This is a genomic window from Streptomyces sp. IBSBF 3136 (genome assembly GCF_036815105.1).
Lineage (GTDB): Bacteria > Actinomycetota > Actinomycetes > Streptomycetales > Streptomycetaceae > Streptomyces.
This window is the reverse complement of record NZ_JAJSZC010000028.1, coordinates 36,404-55,236: the sequence shown is the minus strand read 5'-3', so window position 1 is coordinate 55,236 and position 18,833 is coordinate 36,404. Positions and strand designations below refer to the sequence as shown.

17 protein-coding genes are annotated in these 18,833 nt (G+C 73.4%); 12 read left to right on the top strand and 5 right to left on the bottom strand.

Annotated elements, in window-relative coordinates; translation table 11 throughout:
• On the top strand, positions 1 to 462 hold a 462-nt coding region (locus V7E45_RS09170; protein WP_333773605.1), incomplete at its 5' end, for a cbb3-type cytochrome c oxidase subunit I.
• Positions 459 to 881: a hypothetical protein gene (locus V7E45_RS09165; protein ID WP_333773604.1), complete on the top strand. Its 423-nt coding sequence runs from the start codon at positions 459 to 461 to the stop codon at positions 879 to 881. The genes V7E45_RS09170 and V7E45_RS09165, both read left to right, overlap by 4 nt.
• On the opposite strand, the gene V7E45_RS09160 is transcribed toward V7E45_RS09165, so the two are convergent.
• On the bottom strand, positions 872 to 1,897 hold the full coding sequence (locus tag V7E45_RS09160) for an alcohol dehydrogenase (protein ID WP_333773603.1): 1,026 nt from the start codon (positions 1,895 to 1,897) through the stop codon (positions 872 to 874). The two genes, V7E45_RS09165 and V7E45_RS09160, sit on opposite strands and share 10 nt — an antisense overlap.
• Positions 1,898 to 2,118: 221 nt before the next feature.
• On the bottom strand, positions 2,119 to 2,781 hold the full coding sequence (locus V7E45_RS09155) for a TetR/AcrR family transcriptional regulator (protein ID WP_333773602.1): 663 nt from the start codon (positions 2,779 to 2,781) through the stop codon (positions 2,119 to 2,121).
• Between the two features lie 140 nt (positions 2,782 to 2,921).
• Between V7E45_RS09155 and V7E45_RS09150 the strand changes: the two genes are divergently transcribed.
• The gene (locus V7E45_RS09150; RefSeq protein WP_333773601.1) at positions 2,922 to 4,181 is read left to right on the top strand and encodes a YncE family protein; all 1,260 of its coding nucleotides are present in this window, start codon (positions 2,922 to 2,924) and stop codon (positions 4,179 to 4,181) included.
• A 141-nt stretch (positions 4,182 to 4,322) separates the two neighbouring features.
• On the opposite strand, the gene V7E45_RS09145 is transcribed toward V7E45_RS09150, so the two are convergent.
• Positions 4,323 to 6,176: a cellulase family glycosylhydrolase gene (locus V7E45_RS09145; protein WP_333773600.1), complete on the bottom strand. Its 1,854-nt coding sequence runs from the start codon at positions 6,174 to 6,176 to the stop codon at positions 4,323 to 4,325.
• A gap of 84 nt (positions 6,177 to 6,260) precedes the next feature.
• Positions 6,261 to 8,231, bottom strand: a complete 1,971-nt coding sequence (locus tag V7E45_RS09140; RefSeq protein WP_333773599.1) for a translation factor GTPase family protein — start codon at positions 8,229 to 8,231, stop codon at positions 6,261 to 6,263.
• A gap of 257 nt (positions 8,232 to 8,488) precedes the next feature.
• On the opposite strand from V7E45_RS09140, the gene V7E45_RS09135 reads away from it, so the two are divergent.
• The 9 genes from V7E45_RS09135 (at position 8,489) to V7E45_RS09095 (ending at position 18,404) form a co-directional block, all read left to right on the top strand.
• A complete protein-coding gene (locus V7E45_RS09135) occupies positions 8,489 to 8,971 on the top strand; it encodes a (2Fe-2S)-binding protein (RefSeq protein ID WP_333773598.1) in 483 nt (160 codons plus the stop codon).
• Positions 8,968 to 11,466: a xanthine dehydrogenase family protein molybdopterin-binding subunit gene (locus tag V7E45_RS09130; RefSeq protein WP_333773597.1), complete on the top strand. Its 2,499-nt coding sequence runs from the start codon at positions 8,968 to 8,970 to the stop codon at positions 11,464 to 11,466. The genes V7E45_RS09135 and V7E45_RS09130 overlap by 4 nt, the downstream gene beginning before the upstream one ends.
• Positions 11,463 to 12,317: an FAD binding domain-containing protein gene (locus V7E45_RS09125; RefSeq protein ID WP_333773596.1), complete on the top strand. Its 855-nt coding sequence runs from the start codon at positions 11,463 to 11,465 to the stop codon at positions 12,315 to 12,317. The genes V7E45_RS09130 and V7E45_RS09125 overlap by 4 nt, the downstream gene beginning before the upstream one ends.
• 33 nt (positions 12,318 to 12,350) lie before the next feature.
• Complete coding sequence (locus V7E45_RS09120; protein ID WP_443055991.1) at positions 12,351 to 13,208, top strand: AAA family ATPase; 858 nt, start codon at positions 12,351 to 12,353, stop codon at positions 13,206 to 13,208.
• A 467-nt stretch (positions 13,209 to 13,675) separates the two neighbouring features.
• Entirely contained in the window at positions 13,676 to 14,827 is a 1,152-nt protein-coding gene (locus V7E45_RS09115) for a vWA domain-containing protein (RefSeq protein WP_443055993.1), read from the top strand.
• Positions 14,820 to 15,926, top strand: a complete 1,107-nt coding sequence (locus V7E45_RS09110) for an XdhC/CoxI family protein (RefSeq protein WP_333773594.1) — start codon at positions 14,820 to 14,822, stop codon at positions 15,924 to 15,926. The genes V7E45_RS09115 and V7E45_RS09110 overlap by 8 nt, the downstream gene beginning before the upstream one ends.
• Positions 15,927 to 15,943: 17 nt before the next feature.
• Positions 15,944 to 16,630 carry an SRPBCC family protein gene (locus tag V7E45_RS09105; RefSeq protein ID WP_333773593.1) on the top strand — a complete coding sequence of 229 codons (687 nt, stop codon included), beginning with the start codon at positions 15,944 to 15,946 and terminating at the stop codon, positions 16,628 to 16,630.
• Between the two features lie 211 nt (positions 16,631 to 16,841).
• Complete coding sequence (locus tag V7E45_RS09100) at positions 16,842 to 17,579, top strand: flavodoxin family protein (RefSeq protein WP_333773608.1); 738 nt, start codon at positions 16,842 to 16,844, stop codon at positions 17,577 to 17,579.
• 132 nt (positions 17,580 to 17,711) lie between these two features.
• Positions 17,712 to 18,404 (top strand): class I SAM-dependent methyltransferase, encoded by a 693-nt coding sequence (locus tag V7E45_RS09095; protein ID WP_333773592.1) that lies wholly within the window; start codon positions 17,712 to 17,714, stop codon positions 18,402 to 18,404.
• A gap of 55 nt (positions 18,405 to 18,459) precedes the next feature.
• Here the strand turns inward: V7E45_RS09095 and V7E45_RS09090 are convergent, their stop codons facing one another.
• Complete coding sequence (locus V7E45_RS09090) at positions 18,460 to 18,807, bottom strand: hypothetical protein (RefSeq protein ID WP_333773591.1); 348 nt, start codon at positions 18,805 to 18,807, stop codon at positions 18,460 to 18,462.
• Between the last annotated feature and the right edge of the window lie 26 nt (positions 18,808 to 18,833).

Here is an 18,833-nt window from a genome sequence, read left to right as displayed (position 1 = left end):
TTCGCGATGTTCTCCGGCTTCCACTTCTGGTGGCCGAAGATGACCGGCAAGATGCTGGACGAGCGCCTCGGCAAGATCACCTTCTGGACGCTGTTCATCGGCTTCCACGGCACCTTCCTGGTCCAGCACTGGCTCGGCGTCAACGGCATGCAGCGCCGCATCCCGGACTATCTCGCGGTCGAGGGGCTGACCACACTCAACACCGTGTCGACGATCTTCTCGTTCCTGCTCGGCTCCTCGATGCTGCCCTTCTTCTACAACGTCTGGAAGACGGCGAAGTACGGGGAGCGGGTCGAGAGCGACGACCCGTGGGGCTACGGCCGTTCGCTGGAGTGGGCGACGTCCTGCCCGCCGCCGCGGCACAACTTCCGTTCGCTGCCGCCGATCCGCAGCGAATCCCCGGCGTTCGACCTGCACCACCCGCAGCGGCGGGGCCGGACGAAGGAGCTGACCGCGCGATGAGCACGGGGGACGAGAGGGTCCTGGTCCAGGAGGTCGAGGGCCATCTGTTGCTCACCGCCGCACGGGAGCAGGGCCGTACGGCGGCGGCCCGGGTCGCCGACCGCCTGGGCTGGCTCACCGAGACCCAACGGGACGACCTGGAACACCACTTCGAGTCGGAGTACTTGGCACTGGCCCGCACCTCGTGGCGCCGCACCGCCGACCGCGCCGAGGAGCTGCGGCACCTCTACGAGGACAGGTACCGGACGCTGCGGCAGCGGATGGTCGCGTGGGGGGTGCTGGGCGCGGCCCTGCTGGCGGCGACGGGCCTGCTGGGCTCGCCGCCGGCTGAGCGGGGCGCGCCGTGCGCCGGCGCCCCAGACGTCTCAGGATTCCAAGTGTCTCAGGGGTCTCAGGTGTCTCAGGGGATTCAGGTGTAGTCGAGCACCATCCGGAAACGGGCCTTGCCGGACATCATCTTCCGGTAGGCCTCGTCCGCGCGGTCCAGCGGGACGGACTCGGTCATCGGGCGGATGCCGTGCAGGGCGCTGAAGGCCATGGTGTCCTCCACGTCCTGCGAGGTGCCCGAGGGGTGGCCGCGGATCACGCGGCCGCTCATCAGCAGTTGCACCGGGCTGATGCCGAGCGGTTCGGTGTCCGCGCCGATGGCGACCAGTTCCCCGCGGTGGGCCAGGCCGTCCACGGTGTCCGCGATGGCCTCGGAGTTCCCGGCGGTCGCCAGCACGACCTTGGCGCCGCCCAGCGACTGCAGCGCCTCGGCGACCGAGGTCCCGGAGGTGCTGTCGACGTAGTGGTGGGCGCCGAGCTGCTTGGCGAAGTCCGCCTTCTCGGGGCCCCGGGCGATGCCCACCGTCTCGAAACCCATGGCGACCGCGTACTGCACCCCCAGGTGCCCGAGACCGCCGAGGCCGAGCACGGCCACCAGGTCGCCCGGCCGCGCGGCGCTGCGCCGCAGCCCGTTGAAGGTCGTCACGCCGGCGCATGCCATGGGTCCGGCGTCGCTCGCCGACACCCCCTCGGGGATCCGGGCCAGCGCGTCGACGGGTGCGATCACCTTCTCGCCGAAGCCCCCGTCGTACGTCCAGCCCGGGACCTTCAGGTTGGGGCACACGATGAAGTCGCCCTCGCGGCACGGCCGGCAGTGGCCGCAGCTGCCGCCGAACCAGCCGACGGCCACCCGGTCGCCGACCCGCCAGCCGCGGTCGTGCACGCCCTGCCCCAGCTCCTCGATGCGACCGGCGATCTCGTGCCCGGGCACTTCGGGGAAGGAGACGCCGGGTAGTCCGCCGCTCACGAAGAGCGCGTCGCTGTGGCAGACCCCGCAGGCCTCCACGGCGACCCTCACGTGGCCTGGTCCCGGCTGCGGCACCTCCCGCTCGACCAGCTCGAACGTGCCGTTCGGGGCGGTCACCTGCGCGGCTCGATACGTACTCATGCGTGTCTCCGGAGAACGGGTACAGAGCCCCCTCATCCAGCAGACCAGCTCCCACCCGATCCCGCGCGCCGAGCCGCACGGATCACGACAGCGCCCGAGATTCGACCCCACGGCACAACAGCCCACCCAGGGGCGCGAGGAACCGCGCGACCAGCCGCGACGGCACCACAGACGGATACGGCAGGGGCACCCCGCGGCGGGAGCCGATCGGCGACGCCGGGTCACCGGTCCCCCTGCCGCCACCCCTCCGGCCGGAGAGTCCCGAGAAGCTGCCGCACCAGCTCGTCGACGACCTCGTCGAGACTCGCGTCCACCCACCCCGCGCTCCAGTCGTGCAGCAACCCGTTGACACTGCCGATGAAGGCCGTCGCCGCGAGCCGGTAGTCGCGCGGAGCCGCCTCACCGCGGGCAACCGCCGCGTCGGCCTCGGCGCGGATCAGGTCGACCCAGCGGGCCCTGCGGGCGAGCCGCTGCTCCTCCAGCGCCGGGCTGACGCCGATGATCTCGACAAAGGTGATCCGGATCCGGCGCGGGTCGGAGGTGACGCCGCGGGCGTAGGCCCGGAACAGCACGGCGACCCGCTCGGCCAGCGGCAGCCCCTCGGCCGCGGCGAGCGCGTCCAGCACCGCCTGTTCCGCCCAGCCGTTCACCTCCAGGTGCAGCGCGGCGAGCACGTCCTCCAGGGTGCGGAACTCCTCGTAGAACTGCCGGGTGGACAGGCCGGCGGCCTGGCTGAGCGCGGCGACCGTCGTCTGCCGGAAGCCCGGGCTGTCACCGAACAGCCGCAGCGCCGCGTCCAGGAACCGGCGGCGCCGCTCGGCCTGGCGTTCCTCGGCGGACCTGCCGCCGTAGCGGCCCTTCGGCGCCCTGAGCCTGCCCGTCACCCGCGCCCCCTCCGTTCACCCACCCGCGCCCAATCTTGTCGTGCACACATCTTGTCGAGTAGCCCGCACCCTCCTTACTTTTCAGTAAGTTCACTGTGAAAGCGCCCGTGTTCAGATTTCCCCGAGGAAAGAGAGCAGTCATGCCTGCCCCAAGAACCAGGCACCTTTGCTCCGTCGCCGCCGCCCTCGCGCTGACCGTCGCCGCCCCCGCGACCGCCGCCTCCGCCACGACCGCCGCGTCCGCCGGCTCCGGTCTGCGTGAGGTGATGTTCGTCGGCAACAACTGGGACGGCACCGCCGACGTCATCCGGTCCTCCGGAGACTTCGCCAAGATCGGCCGCGTCAACGTGATCCCGGACAAGGCCCAGCGGATGGCCGAGATCAACGCGGACCCGATCAAGTGGATCTACTTCACGGCGATCCGCAACGGTGTCGGCGAGGGCCACGACCAGTTCGCCGACGACATGTACTCCACCCCGGACGGCCGCTCGGTGGTCGTCTCCCGGCCGAGCTTCGCGGACGTGGTCTCCGTCGACCTGGCCACCGGCCGGATCAACTGGCGTTTCCCGGTGGCCGGTTACCGGGCCGACCACATGGCGGTGTCCCCGGACGGCACCCGGGTCGCCGTGTCCGCCTCCACCGCCAACACCGTGCACGTGCTGGACATCGGCACGGGCCGGCAACTCGGTTCCTTCGCGACGGGCGACAAGCCGCACGAGAACATCTTCACCAAGGACGGCAAGTACATCTGGAACATGTCCATCGGGGACGTCAACACGGCCCTGGACGACCCGGGCTGGGACTGGACCAAGGGCGACCGCCACATCACGGTGGTGGACGCGAGCACGTACAAGCAGGTCAAGGTCATCGACATGCGCCAGCGGCTGGACGCGATCGGCCTGAAGAACTTCTCCGACGCCGTACGGCCGGCCGTCTTCTCCCCCGACGAGTCGAAGCTGTACTTCCAGGTCTCCTTCTTCAACGGCTTCCTGGAGTACGACGTCGCCACCGACCGGATCACCCGGGTGAAGACGCTGCCGAAGAACCCGGCGACCAGCGAGGACCGCACCACCTGGGTCAACGACTCGCGCCACCACGGCCTCTCGATGAACCCCGAGGGCACGAAGCTGTGTGTCGCGGGCACCATGGACGACTACGCCACGGTGGTCGACCGCGCCACCCTCCAGGAGGGTCCGCTGGTCACCGCGTCCAAGCCGTACTGGGCCACGGTCAGCGGCGACGGCAAGGACTGCGTCATCTCCGAGAGCGGGGCCGACCAGGTCACGGCGATCGACTTCGCGACCGGCGAGAAGGTGACGTCGGTCGCGGTGGGCGACCACCCGCAGCGGGTGCGGCTCGGGCACGTGCAGGCCGACTGGACGGGCCCGTCGGGGAGCTGACGGCCCGGGGGGGGGGGGGGGGGGGGGGGGGGGGGGGGGGGGGGGGGGGGGGGGGGGGGGGGGGGGGGGGGGGGGGGGNCGGGCGGGGCGCGGGGGGGGCCGCCCCCCCGCCCCCCCCCCCCCCGGCCGGGAGGCGCGTTCTCAGAAGTGCGCCGCGACCCACGCCGCCAGTTCGGAACGCGCCGCGCCCAGCAGGTCCGCCGACGGGGCCGTGGCCCCGTTGGTCACCAGGGCGAAGTGCGGGACACCGGAGTCCGCGGCGGTGAGCAGCAGCCGGCGGCTGCCGGTGCCGCCCGGTTCGGGCGCGACGCCGACGGGGGTGGCCGCGGTGTAGGCGGGCGGCCCGCAGACCGTGCCCAGGTCGGAGACGACGGTGGTGGCCGGGGTGGGGAAGGACGCCGGCAGGTGCAGCTCGGTGGGCGCGCCGGCGCCGGAGCGCCAGACCAGCAGCCCGTACTGACCCGAACCGACCAGCCGGGCGACGTCCGGCAGTGAGGCCGGCACCGGGTTCCAGGTCAGGGTGGCCGAGCCGTCCCGGGAGCGGTCCTCATAGGTGAAGGCGAGACCGGAGCCCGCAGTGGCGCTCGGGTAGAGCCGGTCGAGCAGCCGGGCGTCCTGGCGGAGCACCGGGTTCCCCGCGTCGTCGAGCCGTACGGCGGAGAGGTCCTCGTCGTTCCAGCCGTCTTCGGAGGTGACCACCTTGCCGGGGTTGCCGTTCATCGGCTCGTGGTGCCGGCCGTTGTAGAGGTCCCACTGCCACTGCGAGCCGGACAGCACCGGACCGGAGGCAGCAGGGTCCGTCCACCAGCGGCTGCCCGGCAGCCGGGAGTCGAGGCCCTGGTACATCGCCTTGAGGACCGTCGGCGCCTTGTCGGAGACGGTGCCCGAGAGCGGGTGCCCGAACTCGCTGACCACGGCGGCGGTCCCGGCGGCCGCGGCCCGGTCGCGGACGGCCGCGAAGTCGGAGGCGTACTGGCCGTCGGCCGCCTTGCCCCACATCAGGATGCCGGAGATGGCCTTCTGGTCGTAGAAGTGGGTGTTGAAGACGTAGCCCGGGCCGAGCGTGCCCGCGTCCAGCAGTCCGCCTTCCTGCCGCTGGGTGGAGATGTTGGCGTTCCAGAAGAGGTTGGGCTCGACGAAGGCGGGCTTGTCCTGCCAGCCCGCGGCGTCCATCCGGGCCCGGAAGCGCGCGTAGAACGGCCAGAGCAGGTCGCGTTCCCAGGTGCGCGACGACTGCCCGGAGTCGTAGCCGCCCGCGTACGGCTCGTTGTACGGGTCGAAGCCGACGACGCCGGCGAACTCCTCGTCGCTCAGGTGCCGTTGGAGGTAGATCATGGTCGCCTGGGCGGTGCCGAGGAAGGCGTCCTGGACGCCGTGGGCGTCGTGCCAGAAGTCGTACTGCGCCTGCCGCACGGCCGCGTTCTGGGTGATGTTCTGCCCCCAGAACAGGCAGATCCCGCAGGACTCCTTGGGGTAACTCCCGCCTTCGACCGCCCACTTGGGGGCTCCGTCCCCGGTGTACCAGCTGCCCGCGTCGAACAGATACCGGGAGTACAGGTCCTGGTGGAAGTCGGGGTAGACCCGGATGCCCGCGTCGAGGAAGGCGCCCATCTGCTCGGTGACCGCGGCCAGGTAGGCGGTGTCGACCTGGCCGCGCACCGGTTCGGCGTGCGCCCAGGAGAGCGGGAAGCGGACCGCGTTGCCGCCGCCGAGGGCGCGCAGCGCGGTCGCCGACCTGCGGGCGTCGGCGACCGAGGCGAAGGGCAGGCCGCCGTTCTCCTCCAGCTTGGTCTCGCCCGAGACGTTGTACCCGCGCAGCACGACCTCGCGCCCCTGGCCGTCGACGAAACGGCCGCCGCGCACGGTGAGCGGACCGCCGTCGAACCAGAGGGAACCCGAGGGGGCGGCGGCGGTGGCGGGCGGGGCGCCCACCGCCGTCAGGAATCCACAGAGGACGACCAGCACCGGCAGCAGACGCGCCCCAATATTCGGCATGTACACCACAGTCCGGCGTGGTACCGGCGGCGTCAATACCTGCTGACTCGCGAGTAAGTTGACTGGCAGTCAGCCCGACGGATGTCAGTCGCCCACCCGGCGCGTCACGTTCAGCAGGTACTCCTTGCGGTCGAGCGGGTTGTGGTCGGTGCGCGGGCGCTCGGGCAGCGGACCCCGGGTGACCGGCGCGTAGTGGTCGAAGACGGTCTCCAGCTCGCCCTCGCCCCGGGTGAGCCCGGGCAGCCGCTGCCCCAGTTCATGGACCCGGGCGGCGGGCACGGCACCCTCCAGGACGCCGGCAAGGTCGTGCGCGCCCGTGCTCTCCGGCACCGCGCCGAGCCGGGCCAGCACCGGCAGCAGGGCGCCCAGCGTGTCCGCCGGGGCCTCGACCCGGAAGCGGTGCATGGGCTCGTACACCACGGTGCGCGCCCGGCGCAGGGCCTCGATCAGGACCAGCGGGGTCAGGCCGCGGAAGTCGTAGCCGGTGCTGGACATGCTCTTGTCGAATCCCTGGTGGGCGTGGCTCTGCCGAGGCGAGTAGCCGCAGTGGGTCATGGTGACGGCGCAGTCGGTGACCTGCCAGCCGTGCAGCCCCTGCCCCAGCGTCTCGCGCACCGTGTCCTCCACAGCCTTGAAGAAGGCGTACGGCATGGAGCCGAGTTCCACCTCCAGGCCGAAGCGGACCCCCGAGCCGGGCGGTGCCGGGTCCACCCGCAGGCCGACGGTGGCGAGGAAGGGGTTGCCGTCCTTCTTGTTGAACTCCACGGCGGCTCCGCTGCCCACCGGCCGTTCGACGCACAGGGTGGTGGTCTCCCGGAAGGTGACGTCCAGGCCGTACTCGTCGGCGAGGGTGGCCTCGATGACCTCCTTCTGCACCTCGCCGTAGAGGGAGACGGAGGTCTCCTTGCGCAGCTCGTCGTGGCGGACGCCGATGAGCGGGTCCTGTTCGGCCAGCTGGGTGAGCGCGAGGTGCAGCGCACGCCGGTCCGCCCCGGGACCGGGGACGACGACCGTCTCCAGGGTGGGCGGTGGGAAGTGGTGCCCGGCGGCCCGGCCCGGCGTGCCGAGCGCGTCGCCGATCCGGATGCCGCCGAGGCCCCACAGCCGGGCGATCCGGCCCGCCGGCGCCGCCTCCCGCCGGGCGTCGCCGCCGTGGTCGAAAACGGTGAGGGCGGTGATCCTGCCCTCCTCGCGGCCGTCCCCGACCGGGACGCGGTCGCGCACGCGCAGCGTGCCGGAGAAGATCCGCGCGTAGGCGATCTTCTCCCCCGCCGGACCCCGCTCGACCTTGAACACCGTGCCGGACAGCGGGCCGTCCGGGTCGCCGGAGGCGGGCGGCAGCAGCCGTTCGACGCCGCCGACGAGTTCGGCCACGCCGGCGCCGGTGATGGCGGACCCGAACCAGACGGGGTGGACCAGGCCCAGCCGGGTCTGGTCGGCCAGGGCGGCACGCAGCCGGCCGCCGGAGATCCCGCGGTTCACGTAGGCGGCGAGCAGGTCGTCGTCGTGGTCGGCGAGCACGTCCAGCGCGGACGGGCCGAGCCCGGGGACGAACCGGGCGGCGCGGGTGCCGAGCCCGGCGGCGGTCCCCATCGGGACGAGCGGCACGGCAAGCCGGCGGGCCATCTCGTCCAGCACCGCCCCGCCGCGCGCGCCGCGCCGATCGATCTTGTTGACGAAGACGAGGGTGGGGATGCGCAGCCGGCGCAGGGTGCGCATGAGGACGCGGGTCTGCGCCTGCACGCCCTCGACGGCCGAGACGACCAGGACCGCCCCGTCCAGCACCCCGAGCACCCGTTCCACCTCGGCGATGAAGTCGGGGTGGCCGGGGGTGTCGATGAGGTTGACGGTCACCGAGTCGAGCGGGAAGGAGACCACCGCAGACTTGATGGTGATGCCGCGCTGCCGCTCCAGCGCGAGCGTGTCGGTCCGGGTGCTCCCCCGGTCGACGCTTCCGATCTCTTCGGTCACTCCGGCCGTGTGCAGCAGCCGTTCGGTCAGGCTGGTCTTACCGGCGTCGACATGGGCGAGGATTCCGAGATTGAGCAGGTGCACTGGGCGTGATGTCCTTCGGCATGGGGTGGATTCCTTCCTCGGTGGACATGCACGCAGTGCGCATCGGTGGTCCTCTCGCGGTGACGTCGGGTCCCGTGCAGTGCAGCAGGGGCGGCCCTCCGGCGGCAATGGATTAATGCTCAACGAATCCCCCGGCGCAGCGCTCGCCGCCCGCAGAGCACGGAATTAGAGTGACCTACATCACGTCCGGTGGCTGACTACCCACGCCCCTGCCCGGCACGGTCTGGAGGGCACACATGACCCACATCTCGGTGAACGTGGACGGCACGACCTACGAGGACGACGTGGAACCCCGTCTCCTGCTCGCCCACTACCTGCGCGACCGCCTCGGCCTGACCGGCACCCCGATCGGCTGCGACACCTCCAACTGCGGCGCGTGCACGGTCGACCTGGACGGCGCGACCGTCAAGAGCTGCTCGGTCCTCGCCGTACAAGCCGACGGCGGACGGGTGACCACGATCCAGGGGCTGGCCACGGACGGCGAGTGGACCCCGCTGCAACGCGCCTTCCACGAGCGGCACGGACTGCAGTGCGGGTACTGCACCCCCGGGATGATCATGGCCGCGCGCGACCTGCTGCGGGAGAACCCGCACCCCACCGCCGACGAGGTCCGCCAGGCCCTGGAGGGCAACCTCTGCCGGTGCACCGGCTACCAGAACATCGTCCGCGCGGTGCTCGACGCCGCGGGCGCCGAGGTCTCCGAGGAGGTCAGGACATGACCGACCAGGCCGTGGGACCCGAGATCGGCCGCTCCCGGCTGCGCAAGGAGGACGCCCGGCTGATCACCGGCCAGACCAACTGGACCGACAACATCCAGCTCGCCGGACTGCTCCACCTGGCCATTTTGCGCAGCCCGATGGCCCACGCCCGCATCACCCGCGTCGACGTCTCCCCCGCCCTGGAACGCCCCGGCGTCGTCGCCGCGTTCAGCGGTGCCGACCTGGCCGAGGGCCTGGGCTCGCTGCCCTGCGCCTGGCCGGTCACCGAGGACATCGTGCTGCCCGACCACCCGCCGATCGCCGTCGACGAGGTCCGGCACGCGGGCGACCCGGTGGCGGTCGTGGTGGCCCGCGACCGGTACGCGGCCGCCGACGCGCTGGAGGCGATCGAGGTCGACTACGACCCGCTGCCCCCGGTGCTCGACCTGGAGGCCGCGCTCGCCGAGGGCGCCCCGCTGGTCCACGCCGACAAGGGCACCAACCGCTGCTACACCTGGCCGCTGGCCACCGGCGAGAGCTTCGACTCGGTGCGCGAGCGCGCCGAGGTGACCCTGAAGCGGCGCTACCACCAGCAGCGCCTGATCCCCAACGCCATGGAGCCGCGCGCGGTCGTCGTCACCCCGCTCGCCGCCTCCGGCGAGTACACGGTCCACTCGGCGACCCAGATCCCGCACATCCTGCGGATCATGCTCGCCACCGTCACCGGCATCCCCGAGCACAAGCTGCGGGTGATCGCGCCGGACGTCGGCGGCGGCTTCGGCTCCAAGCTCCAGGTGTACGGCGAGGAGGCCGTCGCCCTGGCGGTGGCCCGCCGGCTCGGCCGCCCGGTGAAGTGGACCGAGTCCCGCTCGGAGGGCTACCTCGCCACCCACCACGGCCGCGGCATGATCCAGGACATCGAGATCGCCGCCACCCGCGAGGGGAAGCTGCTCGGCCTGAAGGTCGACCTGCTCGCCGACATGGGCGCCTACCTCATGCTCGTCACCCCGGGCATCCCGATCCTCGGCGCCTTCATGTACCCGGCGATCTACAAGATGGACGCCTACGAGTTCACCTGCACCGGGGTCTTCACCACCCGCACCCCGACCGACGCCTACCGCGGGGCCGGCCGCCCGGAGGCCACCTTCGCCATCGAGCGGACCATGGACGAACTGGCCGTCGAACTCGGCCTCGACCCCGTGGAGGTGCGCCGCCGCAACTGGATCCGGCACGAGGAGTTCCCGTACACCACCGTCGCCGGACTGACCTACGACAGCGGCGACTACGAGGCCGCCACCGACAAGGCGCTGGACCTGTTCGGGTACGACGACCTGCGCGCCGAACAGCGCGAGCGCAACGAGCGCGGCGACACCGTGCGCCTCGGCATCGGCGTCTCCACCTTCACCGAGATGTGTGGGCTGGCACCGAGCCGGGTGCTGCGGGACCTCAGGTACGGGGCCGGCGGCTGGGAGGCGGCGGCCATCCGCATGCTGCCCACCGGCAAGGTCGAGGTCGTCACCGGCACCAGTCCGCACGGCCAGGGCCACGTGACCTGCTGGAGCCAGATCGCCGCCGACGTGCTGGGCGTGCCGTTCGAGGACGTCGAGGTCGTGCACGGCGACACCAGGGCGGCCCCGCAGGGCATGGACACCTACGGTTCACGGTCGCTGGCCGTCGGCGGCGAGGCCGTGCACCGGGCGGCCGTGAAGGTGGTGGACAAGGCCCGGCGGATCGCCGCGCACCTGCTGGAGGCGAGCGAGCAGGACCTGGAGTTCCAGGGCGGCGCCTTCTCCGTCAAGGGCTCGCCCGAGGCCCGTAAGACCATCCAGGAGATCGCCTTCGAGGCGTTCACCAACCATGACCTGCCCGACGGCGTCGAACCGACCATCAACGCCGAGACGGTGCTCGACCCGGAGAACTTCTCCTACCCGCACGGCACCCATCTGTGCGCGGTCGAGGTGGACACCGAGACCGGGAAGACACGCATCCGGTCCTACGTCTGCGTCGACGACGTCGGCCGGGTCGTCAACCCGATGATCGTCGAGGGACAGGTGCATGGCGGCCTCGCCCAGGGCATCGCGCAGGCGCTGTTCGAGGAGGCCGTGTACGACGACCAGGGCAACCTCGTCTCCGGCACCATGGCCGACTACCTCGTGCCGTCCGCCGCGGACCTGCCGGACTTCGTCACCGACCGCACGGAGACCCCGGCCGTCGACAACTCCATGGGGGTCAAGGGCGTCGGCGAGGCCGGGACGATCGCCTCGACACCCGCCGTGGTCAACGCCGTGGTGGACGCGCTCCGGCCGCTCGGCGTGCGGGACGTACGGATGCCGTGCTCGCCGTACCGGGTCTGGCAGGCGATCCGGGCCGCCCGCTCCGGCGCCACGGCGGAGACCGGCGGCACCGGCCCGGCCCAGTCCGGCCAGTCCGGGCAGGCGGCCCAGTCCGGCGACATCGGCCAGTACGGCGACCCCGGTGGGCAGGGCCGGCAGCCGGGAACGGAGGGTTCGGCATGATTCCCCCCACGTTCGACTACACCCGTCCCACGAGCGTGGACGAGGCGCTGCGCGCGCTCGCCGACGCGGGCGACGAGGCCAAGGTGCTGGCCGGCGGGCAGAGCCTGCTGCCGCTGCTGCGGCTGCGGCTCGCCTTCCCCGAACTGGTCGTGGACGTCGGCCGGATCCCGGAGCTGCGCGGGGTCCGCGAGGACGGCGACACGCTGGTCATCGGGGCCATGACCACGCACCACGAGGTGGTCCACGACCCGCTGGTACGCCGGCACGCCGGGCTGCTGGCCGAGGCGACGGCCACGGTGGCCGACCCCGCCGTACGGCACCGGGGAACCCTCGGCGGTTCCCTCGCGCACGCCGACCCGGCCGGTGACCTGCCCGCCGTGGCCCTGGCCCTGGACGCCGAACTCGTCGTCGCGGGACCGGGCGGGCGGCGCACGGTCCCGGCGCGGGAGTTCTTCGTCGACTACCTCCAGTCGGCGCTGGCGCCCGACGAGCTGCTGGTCGAGGTGCGGGTGCCGAAACGGGAGGGCTGGGGCTTCCACTACGAGAAGTTCCACGCCGTCGCCCAGTCCTGGGCCATCGTCGGGGTGGCGGCGCTGGTGCGGCGCGACGACGGGCACATCGCCGAGGCGCGGATCGGGCTGACCAACATGGGCTCGACCCCGCTGAGGGCCACCGCCGCCGAGGAGGCGCTGTCCGGAGCCGACGGCCCCGGGGCGGTGGCCCGGGCCGCCGAGGCGGCGGCCGAGGGCACCCGACCCGCGCAGGACCTGGCCGCCTCGCCCGAGTACCGCGAGCACCTCGCCCGGGTGCTGACCAGGCGGGCCGTGCTGGCCGCCACCGGGATGGGGTGAGCGCCGATCACCCGGACGGACGACCCGGAGCAGGTGCGCGCCCGCCTGGAGGAGACGGGGTACCTCGTCGACGAAGGGCTGGCGATCACCTGCTTCCTGGCGCTGAGGCTGCACCGGCCGCTGTTCTGCGAGGGCGACGCGGGCGTGGGCAAGACCGCGCTCGCCGCCGCCCTGGCCGAGGCGCTCGGCGCGCCGCTGATCCGGCTCCAGTGCCACGAGGGCATCGACGCCTCGCAGGCCCTGTACGACTGGGACTTCCCGCGCCAGCTGCTGCACCTGCGGGCGGCCGAGGCGGCCGGGATCAGGGACGCCGACCGGCTGGAGAGCGAGCTGTACGACCGGCGCTTCCTCATCGCCCGGCCGCTGCTGCGGGCCCTGCAGACCCACCCGGCGGTGCTGCTGGTGGACGAGATCGACCGGGCCGACGACGAGTTCGAGGCGTTCCTGCTCGAACTGCTGTCGGAGTACTCCGTCTCGATCCCCGAGCTGGGCACGCTGCGCGCCGAGGAGCCGCCCGTGGTCGTGCTCACCTCCAACCGCACCCGGGAGGTGCACGACGCGCTGAAGCGGCGCTGCCTGTACCACTGGTTCGACCATCCCTCGTTCGGGCGCGAACTGGCCATCGTGCGGCGACGACTGCCCGAGGTGTCGGCGCGGCTGGCCGAGCAGGTCACCGCGCTGGTGCAGACCCTGCGGGGCGCGGACCTGCTCAAGCCGCCCGGCGTGGCCGAGACGATCGACTGGGCCGAGGCGCTGCACGCGCTGGGCGCGAGCGAGGTGGACGCCGACCTGGCGGTGGCGACCCTGGGTTCGGCTCTGAAATACCGGGAGGACGCGGACCGGGCCCGCGGCCTCGACCTAGCCGCCGTCCTGGCGGCCCGGGGAGGCTGACCATGGCACCCGAACGCGAGGAGAGGGCTGCCGCCCGGCCCAGCGCGACGGGGGCGCGGCGCGACGCGGGGGACACGCGGCCCAGCGCGGCGGGGGCGCGGCCTGACTCGGGGGACGCCCAGCCCGCCGCTGCGGGGGCACGGCGCAGCTCGGCGGACGCCGAACCCACCCCGGCGGAGGCGCGGCCACGCACCGCGGACGCCCAGCCCAACCTGGCGGATGTCCACCCCAGCACTGCGAGCGCACAGCCCAACCCGGCCGGCGCCAAGCCCGACCCGACGGGGGCACGGCCCAGCAAGGCGGGCCCCCAGCCCAACCCGCCGGGGGCGCAGCTCACAGACGCCCAGCCCAACCCAGCGGATGTCCACCCCAGCGCTGCGGGGACCCGGCCCAGCACGGCCGACGGCCAGCCCAACCCGGCGGGGGCGGACCCCGACGCGGCCGGCGCCCGGCCCGGCGCAGCGGGTGTGCCGGCGCTCGGGGGTGATGCCGCGCTGGTCGGGTTCGTGCGGGCACTGCGGGCGGCGGGGCTCGACGCGAGCAGTGAGCGGCTGTACGCCTTCCTGCGGGCCGTGGACCAGGTGCGGACCGGGGTGCGGGCGGACGTGTACTGGGCCGGGCGGGCGACGCTGTGCGCCGGGCACGACGACCTGGAGCGGTACGAGCGGGTGTTCGCCGCGTACTTCGGGGCGACGGGCGGGTCCGGGGCGCGCGCGGTGCCGGCCGCCGCCCCGCCCCGGCTCGGACTCGCCGCCCGGGAGGCGCGCGGCGCCCCGCGCGAGCCCGGTGCGGACGAGCCGTCGGGCCCACCCACCGCCACCCTCGCCAGCTCCGCCGAGGTGCTGCGGCACCGCGACGTCGCCGAGCTCGACCCCGCCGAACGCGCCCAGCTGCACCGGCTGCTCGTCGCGTTCGCCCTGCGCGGGCAGACCCGCCGCTCGGCGCGGCGGCGGCCCGCCAGGCGCGGAGACGTCGACCCGCGCCGCACGGTGCGTGAGCTGCTGCGGCGCGGTGGCGAGCCGGCCCGGCTGCGGCGGCACGCGCGCGTGCCCCGGCCCCGCCGGGTGGTCCTGCTCGTCGACGTGAGCGGCTCGATGGCGCCGTACGCCGACGCGCTGCTGCGGTTCGCGCACGCGGCGGTGCGCGGCGGCCGCACCGAGGTGTTCACCATCGGCACCCGGCTGACCCGGGTCACCCGCGAACTCGCCCACCGCGACCCGGACCTGGCCATGACGGCCCTCGCGGCGGCCGTGCCCGACTGGCGCGGCGGCACCCGCCTCGGCGAGCTGCTGCGCGAGTTCCTGAACCGCTGGGGACAGCGCGGCATGGCGCGGGGCGCGGTCGTCGTCCTGCTCTCGGACGGCTGGGAGCGCGGCGACCCGGAGCTGCTCGGCGCGCAGATGCGCAGACTGCACGCCCTGGCCCACCAGGTGGTCTGGGCCAACCCGCGCAAGGCGCGCCCCGGTTACGCGCCGCTGGCCGCCGGGATGGCGGCCGCCCTGCCCAGCGTGGACGCCTTCGTCGAGGGCCACAGCCTGGCGGCGCTCGAACGGCTGGCGGCGGTGGTACGCGGGGCGGCGGCCGGAGCGGCTCTGGAGAAGGGAGCGCAGCGTGCGTGAGATTCTGCCGGCGCTGGAGCGCTGGTACGCGGCCGGGATCCCGTTCGGGCTGGCCACCGTCGTCGCGGTGAGCCGCAGCGCGCCACGCGGGCCCGGCGCCGCCATGGCGGTGGGCCCCGACGACGAGGTCGTGGGCAGCGTGTCCGGCGGCTGTGTGGAAGGCGCGGTGTTCGAACTCGCGCAGGAGGTCGCGGCGAGCGGCGAGGCACGCCTCGAGACCTTCGGCTACAGCGACGAGGACGCGTTCGCGGTCGGGCTCACCTGCGGCGGCGAGATCACCCTGCTGGTACGACCGGTCACTACGGCCACGGACCCGGCGTTCGACGCGGTCGCAGGGTCGGTCGCCGCGGGCGAGCCGGTGACCGTGGCCACGGTGGTCGACGGGCCGGCGCCGCGCGGCGCGAACCTCGCGGTCTGGCCGGACCGCGAGGCGGGCAGCCTCGGCTCGGCCGGGCTCGACGTCGCGGTCAGCGCCGACGCACGCGGCGAACTCGCTCTGGGCGCCTCCGTCCTGCGGCACTACGGACCGCACGGGGAGCGCCGCGAGGACGCCGTCACCGTGTTCCTGCAGTCCTTCGCGCCGCCGCCGCGGATGCTGGTGTTCGGCGCCATCGACTACGCGGCCTCGGTGGCCCGCATCGGCGACTTCCTGGGCTACCGGGTCACGGTGTGCGACGCCCGCCCGGTCTTCGCCACCCCGAAGCGCTTCCCGGCCGGTGTGGAGGTCGTCGTCGACTGGCCGCACCGCTACCTCCAGGGAACCGGCACCGACGACCGCACGGTCATCTGCGTCCTCACCCACGACCCGAAGTTCGACGTGCCGCTGCTGGAGGAGGCGCTGCGCCGACCGGCCGCCTACATCGGGGCGATGGGCAGCCGCCGTACCCACGACGAGCGGCGCGCCCGGCTCGCCGAGGCCGGTCTCACCGGGGCCGAGCTGGCCCGGTTGCGCTCGCCGCTCGGCCTGGACCTCGGGGCCCGTACGCCGGAGGAGGTCGCGGTGTCCGTCGCCGGGGAGATCGTCGCCCTGCGCTGGGGCGGCAGCGGGGCGCCCCTGACCGGCACCGCCGGGGCCATCCACCCGACCGCCGCCCCCTGAGACGCGAGGAGCACGTCATGGAGCTGCACAACGAGTTCACCGTCCCCGTCCCGGTCGACGACGCCTGGCACGCGCTCCTCGACATCGAGCACGTCGCGCCGTGCCTGCCCGGCGCGGCGGTGGAGAGCTACGACGGCAAGACCGTGACCGGCTCGGTGAAGGTGAAGGTGGGACCCGTCACGGTGACCTACCGGGGCACCGCCGTCTTCGAGGAGCAGGACCAGGAGGCGCACCGGATGGTGCTCGTGGCGAGCGGCCGGGAGACCCGGGGGCAGGGCACGGCCCGGGCGACGGTCACCGCGACCCTGAGCGAGCACGACGGCGGCACGGCGGTGTCGGTGGACACCGACCTGACGGTCACCGGGCGCCCGGCGCAGTTCGGGCGCGGGGTACTGGCGGAGGTGGGCGACCGGCTGGTGGGCCGGTTCGCGGCCTGCCTGGAGGGACGACTGGCCGACCGTCCCGCCGAGCCTACGGCGGTGCCGGTCCAGGAGGAGTCGGCGGCACCCTCGGAGCGTGGGGAGCCGGCGGCACAGCCGCCCCGGGAGGAGCCGGAACCGCTCGATCTGCTGCGGGTGGCCGGGCTGCCGGTGGCCAAGCGGGTCGCGGCGGCGGTGGCGGGCGCCGCCGTCCTCGTCCTGGCGGCCGTGGGGCTGCGACGCCGCGGGCGGACGCGGTCCGGCCGGAGGCGCGGGCGGCGGTAGCCGGGAACGTCCGTGCGGGTCCGGGGAGCATGCGACCCGTCCGTGGCAGGGCCGCTCCGCCGACGGAACCGGCCGGCCGTGGGCGGGGACGCGTAACCGTTCGGATGCCTTGTGGTGGCGGTCGCCGGTGGCGGCCCGCACGCTGGGCGCAGTGGATCGAGTGGACGAGTCGCCGCGCGCCGCGCGGTGGCAGGGCTGCCTGGAGGACCGTGTGACTGCTTCGCCGTCCACCACCGACGCACCGCCGAACCGGTACGACGACCTGCGGGCACTGGTGATCAACTGCACCCTCAAACGCTCGCCGGAGACGAGCAACACCCAGGGACTGATCGACCGGAGCAGCGCCGTCATGGAGGCGCAGGGGGTGCGCGTCGACGTCCTACGGGCGGTGGACCACGACATCGCCACCGGTGTGTGGCCCGACATGACCGAGCACGGCTGGCAGACGGACGCCTGGCCGGACCTCTACCGGCAGGTCCTGGCGGCCGACATCCTCGTCCTGGCCGGCCCGATCTGGCTGGGCGACAACAGCTCCGTCATGAAACAGGTGATCGAGCGCCTCTACTCCTGCTCCAGCCTGCTCAACGACGCCGGGCAGTACGCCTACTACGGCCGCGTCGGAGGCTGCCTGATCACCGGCAACGAGGACGGCGTCAAGCATTGCGCGATGAACGTCCTCTACAGCCTCCAGCACCTGGGCTACACCATCCCGCCCCAGGCGGACGCCGGATGGATCGGCGAGGCGGGTCCCGGCCCCTCGTACCTGGACCCCGGATCGGGCGGCCCGGAGAACGACTTCACCAACCGCAACACCACCTTCATGACCTGGAACCTGCTGCACCTGGCGCGGGCACTGAAGGACCTGGGCGGCATCCCCGCCTACGGCAACCAGCGGACCGCCTGGGACGCCGGATGCCGCCGAGACTTCGAGAACCCCGAGCACCGGTAGCGAGATGCCGAGGCACCCGTTCGCCGTGCGGCCGCCGGGGGTGGCGGTGGCCCTCACGCTCCGGCTTCGTCCCGTCCGGCGCGGCGGCCGCGACGGCGGGCACCGGTCCGCCGCGGGAGACGACGCCGCACTGTGACGACCGACGAGGAGGAGCTGTACGGCGCCGACGAGGATCCCTACGCACTCGCCCTGCGGCCCGGCCGTGGCCCGGTCTACCTGCGGCTGCTCGACGGTCGCCGGATCCTGATGCCGGTACATCGCTGGCACGAGCAGCCCACGGCGGCCGACGAGACCGTGCTGGAACGCTGCGTCGGTCCCGTACTCGACGTCGGCTGCGGGCCGGGGCGGCTGTGCCGGGAGCTGCTCGGTCGGGGGGTCTTCGCCCTGGGAGTCGACATCGCGCCTCGTGCGGTCGCGCTGACCCGTGCCCTGGGCGGGCTGGCGCTGCATCGGTCGGTCTTCGACCGGCTGCCGGCCGAAAGAAGGTGGAAGACGGTACTGCTCATCGACGGCAACATCGGCATCGGAGGGCGCCCTCGCGACCTGCTGCACCGCTGTTGCAGCCTCATCGCACCGGAGGGGCGCCTCGTCGTCGAGGTCGATCCCCACGATGTCGAGGACCTCTGCACCGCCCGCCTGGAGAATCACCAGGGCCAGAGCGGACCGCCTTTCCCGTGGGCACGCCTTGGACGCCGAGCGCTCCGCATGGTCGCCGAGGACCTGGCCCTCGACATCACCGACCAGTGGACGAGCAGGCACCGATGCTTCGCCACGCTGGTCCAGCGCAGGCCGGGCGGTGACTCCGCTGACGTGGATCCACCCTGACCGCGTCGAGCGATGACGGCGCGTCGCGGAGCGTCCGGCCGGCACGGGGCCGATGTCACGGCTGTCCCTGGAGCGCCCAGGCCTCCGGCACGCCGAGGTCCTCGTACAGCCGCCGGCGCTGGCCCTGGCTGAGGGTGGTGGTGGCAGCGGCGAGGAGGCTTCCCGCTTCCTGGGCCGGCGCCGTCTCGACTACACCGCGCACGATCACTGCCCGCACCGCGGGCGGCAGCGCGGGCAGCATCCGGCGAAGATCGGTAAGAGCTTCCTCGGGGCTGCGGGAGGCGCGGAAGGCGGCGAGGACGGCGCCCAGCTCGGCGTCGCCGGCGTACTGCCACAGGGCCGGCATCGCGACCGTCTCCTCGAGGTGAAGGTGTGCGAGGTAGGCGCTGACGACTTCGTTCAAGGCGAGGTAGAGCGCGTGCTGGGCCT